We start from the raw sequence: 12,842 nt of genomic DNA, 5'->3' as shown, positions 1-12,842 counted from the left end.
GGTCAGTCCTCCCTCGGCAGCATCGCCAGAATGTCGGCGCCGGAGCGCGACATGCGGCCTTCGATCGAAGTCATGAGCTTGCCCTGCGCGTCGAAGCGGAAACGCGGCTTGTCGGCGAACAGCCAGGAGCAACCGGCCTGGTACAGGCTTTCCTCGACGCCGTACCGGATTTCGTCTTGGTCGACGACATTGGGCTTCAAGCCAACAGTCGCGGCCGACAGCCTGATTTCGGTAGTCGCGGCGGACATGTCGCGCGCTGCCTGGCCAAGCTCGGCAGCGGCCTTTTCAGCGGCGACCGCTGCGACGTTGCGCTTGGCAATGAGGGCCTTGAAAGCATCGGCTTTGGCACGGCGCTCTGCCTTGGCGCGAGCAGCTTCCGCTTCGGCTGCGATCGCCGCACGGCGTTCATGCAGCGCGGCAAGGTGCTCCTCGGAGAATGCCTGGTCGGCGCTAAGCTCCGCCAACTGGCTGCGAAGCTCTCGGGCCTGCTTATCGGTGCCGCTCGAAATCAGCCGGTCGCGGATTTTGGCGCGAAGCTCCTTGACCTTGGTGGCCAGAGCAACGGCACCCGATCGCGCTTTCTCGATGCTGGCGTCGAGCCCTTCAAGCGTCGTGAACTGATCGGACATCGGGGGAGAATCCTTTTGGGTTGGCGCCGACCATTGGGCGCGCAAAAGTTGATGACTACAAATATTGTCTGCGAACATACTGGCAAATTAAAGGCATTGTGCGCGTTATGACTATGATAACAAAGTATAGATATGTATCGATATTGATACTTTTGGATCTATATCCATTGATTTCGTAAGTAGGGCCGGCCGAAGAATTTAGGCTTAGAGCCCCGGACGGGGAGGCGCCGAAGAGCCTTTGAGACGGAGAGGCGGGCACGGGGTTAGCTGCGCGCAAGGCGGTCGCGCGCGACACGCGAGGCGGTTGCTCGCGCGCGAAGCTCGGCGGCTGGGATGGGTGAGGGGGGCGTCGGCGGCCCGCGCGCGAGAGCCGCTGGTATCTATTGGGGTATGCTGGTTTTTCCGGGTCGATTCAAAAGTTCGGCCCCCCATGCCGGCCACTCCCCCCTCCCCCGATAAGCATTCCTTGGCCGATCGACGAGGCAAACGACGCTCCGATGCCCGGCGCGAGCGGTACGGAAAGCGTATCGCGGTATTATCTTAGCTGCATCAATGACTTAACTGCCGTGCTAGGGTCTTGTCGTCTTGGCGCTCAATCGAGCGGCCGAGCGCAACAGAGGAGATCAAGATGCACATCACCTTCGCCATCGAACCGCGCCAGACTGCTCACCTGCTTAGCCAAGGCTTTGGCTTTTCGTCTGGGATCGCAACGCTTGTGCTTGGCCGGCTCACTTGGGCGCTCACCTGGTAGCAGTCGACGGCCGCAGCGGCCTCGAGGCCCGGCCTCGCGCCGGGCTTTTGATTTGTTGATGCTGTACCTAATTCCTCAGTATAATGTACAGAAATCGGACGCTATGCCTTGCCCGTCAACGAAATCAGGTCACGAGAATGTCTACCGCAGTTGCTTATCTTCGCACATCGTCCCGCACCAATCTCGACGGCGACAGCGCGCCGCGCCAGCGGCAGGCTATCGACGAGTACGCCAAGCGCAGCGGCCTTGAAATCGTGCGGGAGTTCTATGACGCAGCCGTTGCCGGCACCGACCCAATCGACACGCGGCCCGGCTTCCAGGCGCTCCTAGAATACCTGGCCGGCAACGGCGCCAAGGTGATCCTGATTGAGAACGCCTCCCGCTTCGCTCGCGACCTGGCGGTGCAGTTGGCAGGCCACAAGCTGCTCCAGCGTCTCGGCTATGAGCTTATCCCTGTCGACGCTCCGAACCATTTCACCGACGACACGCCAACCGCCGCAATGGTGCGGCAGATATTGGGCGCCGTGGCGGAGTTCGAAAAGGCGCAATTGGTGGCAAAGCTTCGCGGGGCGCGAGATAGGCGCTCCAAGGCCCTAGGGCGCCGCGTGGAGGGTAACCACGGCTATCGCGTGTCCAATCCCGCAGTGATCCGGGAAGCCAAGCGGCTGGCCCGGAAGAGCCCGAAGACGGGCAAGGCCAGGAGCCTGCGGGAAGTCGCAGCAGAGCTTGCGAAGCTCGGGCATGTCACCGCGTCTGGCCAGCCGTTCTCTGCCTCTCAGGTGCAACGACTGATTGGTAGATAAGGCTCGGGCGGGCGGGCGTGCTACTGGTCGTAGGCAGGGGTTTCGCCAGGCCGGCAGCTGTAGGCGTCAAGGATAGCCCTCGCTATGATTACGCTGGCCCGCATATTCAAAAGCTCCGGGTGGTCTCTCATAGCTTTGTCCACTATTAGTTTCATCTGCTCCCCGGAAACGCCTTTCGGCCAGCATATGAGCGGGCCGGGCATCGACGCCAGCTGTTGGCCTGTAACCAAGCCTTCCGTGTAACCGTTAATGTACATCAAACACGCTAGGCTGGCCGAAGCGTCGCTCGAAGTGCACCAGTCGCGCAACTCCATACCTGAGCCGGCGCTCTGCGCTTGGGCTGCCGATGTTGCACCGCCAGCAATGGCGCCAGCGACTATGACGCGAAGCGTTTGCGCCAACATTGTAATCCCCTCCCTCAGTTTGCCCTCTAGCGGCCCACTACGTCTTTCGCCCCAATGCGCGGTTCGCTTTCCTGCGCGCGCATGGCTGGCGCTTTCAAATCAGGGTGACGAAAAGTGAGCAGTCCATACTTTTGGCGACCTCACCGCTCCTGATCCCGGCGACGCGCCTCTTTTAGGCGTAGTTGTCTAAGCTCCGCGTTCTGCGCTCGGGCGTTACTGACATCGCGGCGCCGTATCAGGTATTGGATGAGAAGGAACACGGCTCGGAGGAACAAAAACATTCCAACGGCAATGTAATAGATCGCAAGACCTATAACGCGGAAAATTGCGCCTATCACTTGTAGCATAACGGTAGTCCCCCACGTATGGACCTTACCCATATGAGAGGGTGTTTCACAAGATCACGCCGGCGCTTCGCCGCTTAGCCGTCCCGTGTATGCGCTACCGCGCCGACAATCCCGCATCGCCGTGCCAGTCTGCGCTTGCTGCCGAATAGACCAGGGGAGGGGTTTCTTATCTGCCGCCGCCAGGCCCGGCGGGGGGAGCGCCGGCCCCAGCCGGTGGCGCTTCCACCGCCACGGGGGGTATGGGGGGTGGTAGGAACTTCCGGTGGAATTTCGGTGGAAGGGCCGCAACGCCTTGGGCCGCAAGGATTTGAGGCTTCTGCCTTCCACCGCCTTCCACCGCGGTTTTTAGGTCGGTGGAAATCCCGGTGGAAGGCCGCCCACAGATTCCATCGGATCCGATCAATATCGATCTCCTAGTATGCCCAAAATGCCGTTTTCGCCCCTTCCACCGCCCTTCGGCTCGTCAGCCGCCACATGGCCGGTGGAACGCGGGTGGAAGGGGCCTATGCCGCTTCTTCCAACTCGGCGGCGCGAGCGATGTGTTTCCGCTCCTTGGAGGGCGGCCCCGACGTAACAACTTCGATGGCGCCAGCGGCGAAAAGCCTGTTCATCGCGGCGGCGAGCTGCTTGTTGTCCAGCGCCCCGGACCGCTCATCCTTGGCGAACATGGCCGGGGCGTAGGAAGTTCCCGTGGCGGCGCCAACGTGCCTGCCGGCCGCCGCATAGGCGTCGAGCATGTCGAGGAACACGCGCTCAGCCTCACGGGCCGCCGCTTCGCTCTCCGCCGTCGTTGCTTCGGCGCTGCCGTTAAACACGCCATTTTCCCACCGGAGCTGTATCGCTGCGCCGGCCCGGCTGTAGTTCGCCTTCTTGGCGGTGAGGGTCCGGCCATCGGGGTTTTTCGCCTCGTCGCCCCGTGCCAGTTCAAGCCGCGAACGGACGGAATTGTGCCACGCCGTCGAGCCGGACGTCCCCGCGCCCGCAGTGAGGCCAGCGGTATTGAGGCCGGCGCGGCTCGGATGCGCCAGAACTACGAATGCCACGTCATGCGCAATGGCCGGTGCGCGGAGCTGGGCAATGAAGGCGCGCGCCTGGTTGCGCACATTCTCATTGCCGGCGAACACATCCGCAAGGGTATCGAGCACGATGAGCTTGGGCTTGTAGCCGCCAATCATATCGACGAGTTCGCCCCAACGCTTCGTGGCCTTAATCCTGTCGCCGTCGCTGGCAACAGCAAGCGCGGGATCGTCGGCAACCAATGGGATGATCTTCATGTTGGCCGCCAGGTCGCGGAAGGAAAGACCTTCCTGGCTGGCAATGTCGGCAATGCGCCGATGCAACTCGTCGCCGTCATCCTCCGCCGTCAGGTAGATGACGCGGCCCGGCCGAACCGGAAGCCCAAGCCAGGGACGTGATGCCGCCGTCGAGACGGCAAGCTGCATCGTCAACAAGCTCTTGCCCGTGCCGCCGTCGCCGTAAAGCAGAGTGACGTTGTTGCCGGGTATCCAGCCTTCGACATGCCAATTGCGCTCGGGGATGGGCTGGCCAGACATCGCGGCAAGGTCGAGCGTCGCCCGTGCCAGGACGCTCTTGCTGCCGTTGTCATTGGCCGCCTTCGAAAGCAGGGCGTTGATGTCGGCGAAATCGTCATCGTCGGGCAGCTCATCGAAATGGGCCGCGATGCTATCGGCGCCGAGGGCGTTTTGCGCATAGGCGTAGGCATTGGCCACTTTGACGGCCATGTCGTCCGGCTCCCAAGGTCCGATGCAGCGGGGATTGTAGTGCTCCAGCATGAGGTCGAATGCCACGGCCTCGCTGATCCCCATATCGCGTACCTCGCACGCCACGGCATAGGTCAGAGCGTCGCCGCCGTTGCCGTCGATTGCAGGCGCCGCATCGTGGCTAAGGTAGCGAGTGGCCGCCGCGACATTGGCCGACATGTCCAGTTCCAGGCCTCCGGGTGCCTTGCGCGGCTCTGCCTTGGCCTTGCTTGCGGCGAAAGCCGCGACAAGCCACTGAGGCATGTCTGCTATGGGGACATCATTGAGGATGCGATACGGCTTGCCGTCGATCTTCGATCCGGCGCCGACGACGAGATTGCCAGCCGCCCGGATATCGATCCCGTCGCCAAGGGCGCCGACGTTGCCAGTCATGGCCGCCACATGGGCAGGCACGCGGTAGAACAGGTGCATGCCGCCGGAGGGCGTCACGACAGTCAACGTCTTGCTGCCTGCCAGAGACGTGCCGTGCGCCTCTGCGAGGGCCGCCAGAGCCTTGCCTCCGTCCTTGCCGTCTTTGCGGTCGAGGTCGACCACGATAACGCCGGACGGCCCGCCTGTGGCGATGCCGACGTTGGGCGGATTGAGGCCGCCGAACCATTTGCGGATCATCGTCGCGTCGGTCGTGGCCTCCCGCTGCCATCCCTCTATCAAAGGCGGTTTGCCGTTGCGCACGCAGCGGAACACCGGGCCGATCGTTCGGGCACACCACATCGCGCTTTCGACGCGTGAAGCTTGAGTTTTGGGCGACGAAGCATTAAACTTTATGGCATCAGACATTTCAATTTTCCTTGGGGAACCCGCCGCGCTTTTGGCCAGCGTCGGCGGGTTTCTTTTGTAGGGATAGGCTCCGGCGCGGGTCGTGGCCGGGCGGCCAGATGTATACGAGCCTTCCGTCCTCACTGATGCTGACACCTGTGTCCGGCTCTGCTGGTGGCCACATTTGTATTCCGAACGGCAAGAGCTTCTGTTTGACGAATTCGGCCTTGAGAGGGCCGTGTGCTAGTAGCCGTGCTAGCATGGCCCTGGCGGCGCTGTGGTTCTCGCGCACCTGCTCAGCTCCCAAGAGAGCGTTCACGATGATCTCGTCGACGGTGCTCACGAGGCTATCGCTTTCGCGACGTTGGCCTTGGCCTTGGCCACCCTGGCCAGGTAGCGGTCGAGGTCCCAAACCAACAGGTCCGACATGCGGTAGAGTGTGCCGGGCGAACCGCTGATTTTCGTCGGGCGCGGACCGATGCCTTTGCTTCGAAGATTGTGCAGGGTTTGCTGGTGGCGGAAGCCCAAGTAGGCCGCCGCGTCCCTGTGGCTGAGTAGAGGGTCCGCCTCTTCGGTGAAAACGTGAGGTGCCACGGCTGGCGCTCCCTTGTGACATCCGAAGCGCGTACTCGCGCCTCGGCGGTGCTTAAACAGTGTCGGGGTCCTATCCGATCAGGGAGCGCTCTTTGACCCGCTCGGTCGTCGGCGGCTGGCGGGATAGGTGGCCAGGTGTTCGCCTTGTCCCTGAAATTTCAGGATATATAATCATATCATATTAGGCAGTGAAATCAACAAATTTCACCGTCAAACCAGCAGAAGACTGGTGCTTTATCAGGCGTGGCCCTTTGATTTGCTTGATAAATACTTCGCTTTTAAAATCGCTGGTCGCAACGTGGTCGCTTGAACCGGGCGGCTACGTCAACGGGCCGGGTCGGGGTCTTTTGCAAGTATGTCTCGCTCAAGCCAATCGGCCTGGAGATCAGCGATATCGTCCCGCAGGCGAAAGAAGGCAGACGCAATATTCTGGAGGTCTTCCACCCTTAGGTGCTTCGTCGTATCGGAGAATGCTTCGCCCCTCCAAAATGCGCCGGAGGCATGATGGTCGAACTGCCGCTTATGGTAATAAGGGAAGAAATAAGCATGAAACTCGTCCTGATCTTGTTCTCGCGTGACAATGACCGAGCCGTGCGCAATCTCCGCCGCTTTCGGCTTTTTGATTGGCACCTGTTGTGGAGGGTGTCCCACCGCAGTTTGAATTCTTCGTTCCGTGAGCCGCGCAGCGCATACGAGATCATCGCAGAGCAGAGCCTCAATCGAGCTTCGAAGGAGATGACCAACCAATAGCCGGCCGCAAATGTTGCATCGCGATGGCCACCTGCTTCGAGGGCGTACTGGGTTAAATGCAGGATTTGATCCTCAACATGATTCCAAGCTGACAGGCAGCGGCCTACGTTGAGGTAAAGCGCATCGCGCGTTTCGTCGTCGAACATGAGCGAACCCTAAAGTTTGGCGTCGTGGCCCGGCCAGGAGGTCGATTGCCGGCGTCGCGTCTCCATTAGCCAGTCTGCCCACTCCTGCGCCATCTGTAACAGCGGCTTGACGCGCTGGCTCGATTGAGGCAGCGGCAATGACACCACGTGAGTTTCGAGCCCTGCTACAAAACAGAAAAACCACAACATGTAGTGCTGGATAGGCTATGTTGCGTGTTTGTTCTAGCTAGGAATAGACAGACGCAAAAATTTTTGCTAAATCTTTAGGCATGCGGAGGGGATCGTTTCAACCTTCCGAATGGCCGCTTTTTTCATGAGCCAGGGCGGGGCGAGTTTCATCTTAGAGGCGTTAATCGGGCGCGGCTCGGCCCTCGAACAGAGGTCATCCTCCCAATGTCTGACTTCATTCATGCAAGAGACTATCTAAATGCCGGCGACACTGTCGTCGTGGAATGCTCGCATCAATGCAACGTCCTGGTGATGGACGACGCAAACTTTCAGAACTATCGGAGCGGTCGTAGCTTCCATCACTACGGCGGCTTCTACGAAAGGCTTCCGGCCCGAATCGCGGTGCCGCATACGGGCTATTGGAATACCGTTATTGACCTTGGCGGCGGGCGGGCAAACATCCGCTACAACATAGGCTATCTCAAAGCCGCCGCTTAGAACATCCCGAGCGGCGACGGCGCAAGTTGTTCGCCGCTCAACTTTCCAAGAGTTCAAGCACGAAAGGAACGTCAAAGGTGGCGACCACGAGGACTATAGAGCTTGCCGAGCAGTTTAACGTCAGGGATAGCTCGGGCAGGACAGGTCGGGTCAACGTCTGGCAGACCATTCTTCGGACCAAGATGATGGACGGGTCTATAAGCGTGGCCAAAGGACTGAAAGACTTGAAGCTCTCCGATGGCACCGAGTTGAACTACATCGATGACGACACCGTGCAGGCCGTTATGACGGGCGAGATTTACAAGCGCACATAGGCGCGTCGTGGCCGGCGACAGCACCCATCGATTACCGTCTTGGCCCCGCTAGGAGACTTATCGCTGGCGGGGCACCCTCAAGGATTAGATCGGCCCATTCCTGCGCCAGCTCCCGCCGCCGCTCCAGATGCAATGAGCGGTCGTAGGCTGCATCCACCTTGTCTTTCGGAACATGGGCAAGCATGAGGTCGATCACCGGCTTGTCGGCGCGGAACCGTTCATTCATCACGGTTGAGAACGTCGCCCGCCAGCCATGCGGGACGTGGTGGCCGTTGTAGCCGGCGCGGTTGAGCAGGTAGCCCATCGCGTTCTCGCTCATAGGCTTGTGCGCGTGGCGGGCGTTGGGGAAAGCTAGGGGGCCGCGCCCGGTGAGGACGCGCAGCGCCTCGATAGCCTCGACGGTCTGCTTGGCGAGAGGCACCAGGAAGTCTCTGGCTTCATCGTCCTTGTGCTGTAACCGGAGTTTCATTCGCTCGGCCGGGATGTGCCAGAGCGGCTTGCCCGCGTCGAGGCCTGTCCACTCCGCCCAGGGCGTTGTCGCCAGCGTGCCAGGCCGCACGACGCTAAGCGCCAGGATGCGCAGCGCGAGCTTGGTGACGGGGTGCGACGGCTGGGCCTCCGCCTTGGCCAGCATTTCCTTGGCGGCTTCCAGATTGGTGATCGCCGGCTGCCGCCCTTTCTTCAAAGGCGCCATTGCGCCCTTCACGATGGCCGCTGGATCGGTCGCGGCCTTGCCGGAGGCGATGGCAAAGACGAAGATCGCCGATACGCGCTGGCGGATGCGGCGCGCCGTTTCCTTGGCGCCTCGCTTTTCGATCGGCCGCAACATCGCCAGGATTTCCGGTGCGGTGATCTCGGCGATCGGCAGGCTGCCGATGATCGGGAACACCTCTTGTTCCAGGCTATCGAGCACGTCGGCCGCGTGGCGCTCGACCCATTGCGGCTTTTGCAGCTCATACCACTCGCGGCCGATCGCTTCGAAGGTCGTCGCCGTGCTCTGGATATTGGCCAGCTTGGCGCGCTTTTTGACGACGCTTGGATCATGGCCGGCTTTCACGGTCGCGCGCGCTTCGTCTCGGGCGGCGCGCGCTGCGGCCAGCGTCATGGCCGGCGGCCGATCGCCGTAAGTGCCGAGAGTGAGCAGCTTTTCCTTCTTTTCTGTGCCGCCGATCTCATAGCGGTAGCGCCAGGATTTCAGACCGGCGGGGCTGACGAATAGATGCAGGCCGCCGCCGTCGATGAGCTTGTAAGGCTTGTCAGCCGGCTTGGCGCCACGGCACTGCGCGTCGGTGAGCTTGGGCATGGTCGTTCTCCGTATCCGGGGAATACCCGGTTCGGAAGTGAACGCTACCCGGTTTCATACCCGGCAACAACATCGATTGATTTCAAACGAAAGTGATGAGATTTCCCGGCAGAGTGCGCAAAATTCGTTATAAATCAGCTTCTTAGGTTATCGATACTGATCTTAATCGAGGCGGTTCTGGCGGAGGGAGTGGGATTCGAACCCACGGTGAGCTTGCGCCCACGCCGGTTTTCAAGACCGGTGCCTTAAACCGCTCGGCCATCCCTCCAGCATGGTCTTTCAACCACTTAAGATCGTCGCTATCGGTCAATTTTCAATGGTCGGCGCAAACTTGACGCCAAGGCATTTGCGACCGGTTAGCGCTTCATTGCTGTAGTGCGGCGGTCAGGGCTGCGTCAACCACCGCGACGTGCCTTCCTGCGGTCGAGACAGACGATGCATTGCCCGGTTGCCTGGTTGGCCGGTCGCTTTTATGTCTGTGGCGAAAATGTCACGCAACCAGAATATGCGGCGGCTCAACCGTAGCGCGCTTATTATCCAGCCAAACGAGGCGTACCGTCCTTAGCGGGGCAAGGGGACGACCCAGACCGCAAGCGTCTCTCACTTCCTCCCGAACTAGCGCCCGCTACGAAAAACGTGGTGGGCGTCTTCTTGTCCAGTCCGAAGGCAACGCCTCCGGCTAAGGCGCGATAGCGTCTCCCAACTGATCCGTGAAACCACTGCTCATATGGATGAGCCGAGTTCATCCGTTCGATCTAGGCAGGCCTTGCGGACGCCCATGCTAAACTCCTGGTTGGCGCGGGCAATTCCAGCGCTGTGAGCGCCGGTTGGAAATGGAAGTCCCCCTCCAAAAAGCTGCCCCTCCATCCGGCGCTCATCCCACGCAAGGCTCACCCTCGGTGGCAGTTTTTTCCCCGCCATAATCTCGCCCGGTTCCGGCCATAATCGATTAACATCGTAATAAACATTTCCTGTGCACAAAGAGATTGGGGATCAAGGTGTTGCTGCGTTCGGGGCGCTTGGCTCCGATTGATGGCGGCGAGACTGTAGGGGACAATCGAAAACATGCAGACCTCGGCGCGCCCGCGTCTTCGTCGCGCTCCTGCCTTCGTGCTGTGCGCCCTCTCGGCGGTGCTGCTTGCCGGCTGTACGTCGACGCCGCAACCGAAAGGCATGGTCGACAAGCGGCCGCGCTCCAAGGAATATTTCGCCGAGTCCGAATATGGCGTGAAGGCGAGCCCGCGCGTTGCCTTCATGCGGCGCGGCGGCGGCCGCGACCAGCTCGGCAAGCCGTACCAGGTGCGCGGCAGGTGGTACTATCCCAAGGAAGATAAGAAGTACGCCAAGGTTGGCCTGGCTTCCTGGTATGGCGATGCCTTCCACGGCCGGCTGACCGCCAATGGCGAAGTCTATGACACGATGCAACTGACGGCGGCGCACCCGACCATGCCGCTGCCGAGCTATGCACGCGTCACCAATCTCGAGACCGGCAGTTCGATTATCGTCCGCGTCAACGACCGCGGCCCATATCACGAGGGCCGCATCATCGACGTCTCGGAACGTGCCGCGCAAATGCTCGACTATGGCAAGGTCGGCACGGCAAGGGTGAAGGTCGAATATGTCGGCCGGGCGCCTCTCGACGGCAATGACGACCAGTATCTGATGGCTTCCTACCGTCCCGGCAGCAGGCGGCCCGATCCGTCCGACGGCCTGCCGACGGGCGTGATGGTGGCCATGAACGGCCCGTCGCCCAGCCTGTCGATGAGCGATGCACCTCCAGCGGCCGTGCCGTTCCCCGGCCAGCTGACCAGTTCTGGGCAGGCTTTTGCCACGCAGTCGGGTCTGTCGGAGCAGCCTGCCGCGCAACCGGCGATGTCAAGGCAGGCGCAGGGCGCCAGCGAAGTCGTGCTGCCGGATTTCGGGCCGATCGTGCCGGAGCGGCCGCAGTTCAGGCTGCCGCCGAACTCGCCCTTTGCCATGGCGTCGCTGTCCTACGCGGATGAGCGCGTCAATAGCGCCGACGTCTTTGCCGCCCTCGACGGCAGCGGCATGTCGCCGGCCGACATCCTGCAGTCGTGGAAGAAGTCGAACGGCCAGGAACAGACGCCGGCCTCCGATTATGTGGCCGCCGGCTCCTTTGACAATGCGGCGCAGGCAAACCGCGTGGCGGCGGCGCTCGAGCCGTTCGGCAGGACTGAGATCCAGCGCACCGAGCTCGACGGCAACGACTGGTACGCGGTCAACGTCTATCCGGATGGCCATAGCAGCATCGACGACCTGCTGCAGGCGGCCTGGTCGCACGGCGCGCCGGACGCATTGGTTGTGCGAAACTGATCAATTTCGCGCGCGCCGTTGATCCGGCGGAAAGAACCCTGATAACTTATCGACGCCAGCACGGCTAAATGGGTCGATATTTCATGCAGTTCCGCATCTTTCAGCCTTTCGCCGGATTGCTAGGCCTGGCGGTGATACTGCTTTGGGCAGCCCCGGCCGGCGCGCAGCTTTTCGAGACCAAGGCGGCCCAGGCCTTCATGATCGACGCCGATACCGGCACGGTGCTTTTCGCCAAGGATGCCGACAAGCCGATCCCGCCGGCTTCGATGGCCAAGCTGATGACGATGGAGGTGGTCTTCAACGCCATCAAATCGAAGCGGATCACGCTCGACGATACTTTCGTGGTCAGCGAAAACGCCTGGCGCACCGGCGGCGCGCCGTCGGGCACCTCGACGATGTTTGCCAAGCTCAAATCGGCGGTCCGTGTCGAGGATCTGATCCAGGGCGTGACCGTGCAGGCCGCCAATGACGGCTGCATCGTGCTTGCCGAAGGCATGGCAGGCTCGGAGGCGAATTTCGCCGCGCAGATGACGGAGCGTGCCCGCGAGCTTGGTCTCTCGAAATCGACCTTCGTCAATTCGACCGGGCTGCCGGCAGATGGCCAGCAGACGACAGTGCGGGAGCTCACGATGCTGGCACTGCACATCTGGCGCGACTATCCGGAGTTCTTCCACTACTACGGCCAGCCCGACTTCACCTGGAACAAGATCTCCCAGCGGAACCGCAATCCGCTTTTGGCCATGGGCATCGATGCCGACGGCTTCGTGGCCGGGGCGAGCGAGTCCGCCGGCTTCGGCATTGTCGGCACGGTCAGCCACAACGGCATTCGGGTGATCGCGGCGCTGAGCGGTCTGGCGAGCGACCGGGAACGCTCCGAGGAGGCGCGCAAGCTGCTAGACTGGGGGTCGCGCTCCTTCCAGAAGACGGAGATCTTCGCCAAGGACGAGGTCGTCGGCGAAGCCGAAGTGTTCGGCGGCGCCAAATCCGGCGTGGCCTTGAAAGCCAAGGGCCCGGTGGACATCTTTCTGCCGATAACCAACCGCGACAAGCTGACCGCCAGGATTGTCTATGACGGTCCGGTGGCGGCGCCGGTGGAGGAGGGGCAACCGGTCGGGGAGCTGCGCGTTTGGATAGGCGACACGCTCAGCCAGCGAACGCCGCTTTTCGCCGCCGAGGCGGTGAAGGTCGGGACGTTGCCGCAGCGTGCGCTTGACGCCGCCAAGGAACTGGCTGTCGGCTGGCTGCGTCAGAAACATTTGTGATC

The 12,842-nt window shown here is 61.5% G+C and carries 11 protein-coding genes and 1 tRNA gene; 5 read left to right on the top strand and 7 right to left on the bottom strand.

The annotated features are described in order from the left end of the window. Positions 1-2 precede the first annotated feature (2 nt). Positions 3-629, bottom strand: coding sequence for a hypothetical protein (locus P9230_RS26675; protein ID WP_278121169.1), 627 nt, complete (start codon positions 627-629; stop codon positions 3-5). 888 nt (positions 630-1,517) lie between these two features. On the opposite strand from P9230_RS26675, the gene P9230_RS26670 reads away from it, so the two are divergent. Next, positions 1,518-2,183 (top strand): recombinase family protein, encoded by a 666-nt coding sequence (locus P9230_RS26670; RefSeq protein WP_278121168.1) that lies wholly within the window; start codon positions 1,518-1,520, stop codon positions 2,181-2,183. A gap of 1,254 nt (positions 2,184-3,437) precedes the next feature. On the opposite strand, the gene P9230_RS26665 is transcribed toward P9230_RS26670, so the two are convergent. The 4 genes from P9230_RS26665 to P9230_RS26650 form a co-directional block, all read right to left on the bottom strand. Next, positions 3,438-5,492 (bottom strand): bifunctional DNA primase/polymerase, encoded by a 2,055-nt coding sequence (locus tag P9230_RS26665; protein ID WP_278121167.1) that lies wholly within the window; start codon positions 5,490-5,492, stop codon positions 3,438-3,440. A gap of 1 nt (position 5,493) precedes the next feature. Beyond that, positions 5,494-5,814: a hypothetical protein gene (locus tag P9230_RS26660; RefSeq protein WP_278121165.1), complete on the bottom strand. Its 321-nt coding sequence runs from the start codon at positions 5,812-5,814 to the stop codon at positions 5,494-5,496. Continuing rightward, on the bottom strand, positions 5,811-6,065 hold the full coding sequence (locus P9230_RS26655; protein WP_278121163.1) for a hypothetical protein: 255 nt from the start codon (positions 6,063-6,065) through the stop codon (positions 5,811-5,813). The genes P9230_RS26660 and P9230_RS26655 overlap by 4 nt, the downstream gene beginning before the upstream one ends. Before the next feature lie 324 nt (positions 6,066-6,389). After that, positions 6,390-6,695, bottom strand: coding sequence for a hypothetical protein (locus P9230_RS26650; protein ID WP_278121161.1), 306 nt, complete (start codon positions 6,693-6,695; stop codon positions 6,390-6,392). A gap of 659 nt (positions 6,696-7,354) precedes the next feature. Here P9230_RS26650 and P9230_RS26645 point away from each other — a divergent pair. After that, on the top strand, positions 7,355-7,627 hold the full coding sequence (locus P9230_RS26645; RefSeq protein WP_278121159.1) for a DUF1883 domain-containing protein: 273 nt from the start codon (positions 7,355-7,357) through the stop codon (positions 7,625-7,627). Positions 7,628-7,704: 77 nt separating this feature from the next. Beyond that, on the top strand, positions 7,705-7,941 hold the full coding sequence (locus P9230_RS26640) for a hypothetical protein (protein ID WP_278121157.1): 237 nt from the start codon (positions 7,705-7,707) through the stop codon (positions 7,939-7,941). Positions 7,942-7,972: 31 nt separating this feature from the next. On the opposite strand, the gene P9230_RS26635 is transcribed toward P9230_RS26640, so the two are convergent. Together P9230_RS26635 and P9230_RS26630 are read right to left on the bottom strand one after the other, a co-directional pair. After that, on the bottom strand, positions 7,973-9,244 hold the full coding sequence (locus tag P9230_RS26635; RefSeq protein ID WP_278121155.1) for an integrase arm-type DNA-binding domain-containing protein: 1,272 nt from the start codon (positions 9,242-9,244) through the stop codon (positions 7,973-7,975). A gap of 178 nt (positions 9,245-9,422) precedes the next feature. Beyond that, positions 9,423-9,512, bottom strand: a tRNA-Ser gene (locus P9230_RS26630). 797 nt (positions 9,513-10,309) lie between these two features. Between P9230_RS26630 and P9230_RS26625 the strand changes: the two genes are divergently transcribed. Together P9230_RS26625 and P9230_RS26620 are read left to right on the top strand one after the other, a co-directional pair. Then, positions 10,310-11,578: a septal ring lytic transglycosylase RlpA family protein gene (locus P9230_RS26625; RefSeq protein ID WP_278121153.1), complete on the top strand. Its 1,269-nt coding sequence runs from the start codon at positions 10,310-10,312 to the stop codon at positions 11,576-11,578. An 83-nt stretch (positions 11,579-11,661) separates the two neighbouring features. Then, a complete protein-coding gene (locus P9230_RS26620) occupies positions 11,662-12,840 on the top strand; it encodes a D-alanyl-D-alanine carboxypeptidase family protein (RefSeq protein WP_278121214.1) in 1,179 nt (392 codons plus the stop codon). Positions 12,841-12,842 lie beyond the last annotated feature (2 nt).

The sequence above is a fragment of the Mesorhizobium sp. WSM4887 genome, assembly GCF_029625865.1.
Lineage (GTDB): Bacteria > Pseudomonadota > Alphaproteobacteria > Rhizobiales > Rhizobiaceae > Mesorhizobium.
The sequence above is the reverse complement of the archived record's forward strand: the minus strand, read 5'-3'. Positions and strand labels throughout refer to the sequence as shown.

Coding starts and splice junctions, on each gene's coding strand:
- P9230_RS26675 (WP_278121169.1), bottom strand. CDS start 629: ATGTCCGATCAGTTCACGACGCTTGAAGGGCTCGACGCCAGCATCGAG.
- P9230_RS26670 (WP_278121168.1), top strand. CDS start 1,518: ATGTCTACCGCAGTTGCTTATCTTCGCACATCGTCCCGCACCAATCTC.
- P9230_RS26665 (WP_278121167.1), bottom strand. CDS start 5,492: ATGTCTGATGCCATAAAGTTTAATGCTTCGTCGCCCAAAACTCAAGCT.
- P9230_RS26645 (WP_278121159.1), top strand. CDS start 7,355: ATGTCTGACTTCATTCATGCAAGAGACTATCTAAATGCCGGCGACACT.
- P9230_RS26635 (WP_278121155.1), bottom strand. CDS start 9,244: ATGCCCAAGCTCACCGACGCGCAGTGCCGTGGCGCCAAGCCGGCTGAC.
- P9230_RS26625 (WP_278121153.1), top strand. CDS start 10,310: ATGCAGACCTCGGCGCGCCCGCGTCTTCGTCGCGCTCCTGCCTTCGTG.
- P9230_RS26620 (WP_278121214.1), top strand. CDS start 11,662: ATGCAGTTCCGCATCTTTCAGCCTTTCGCCGGATTGCTAGGCCTGGCG.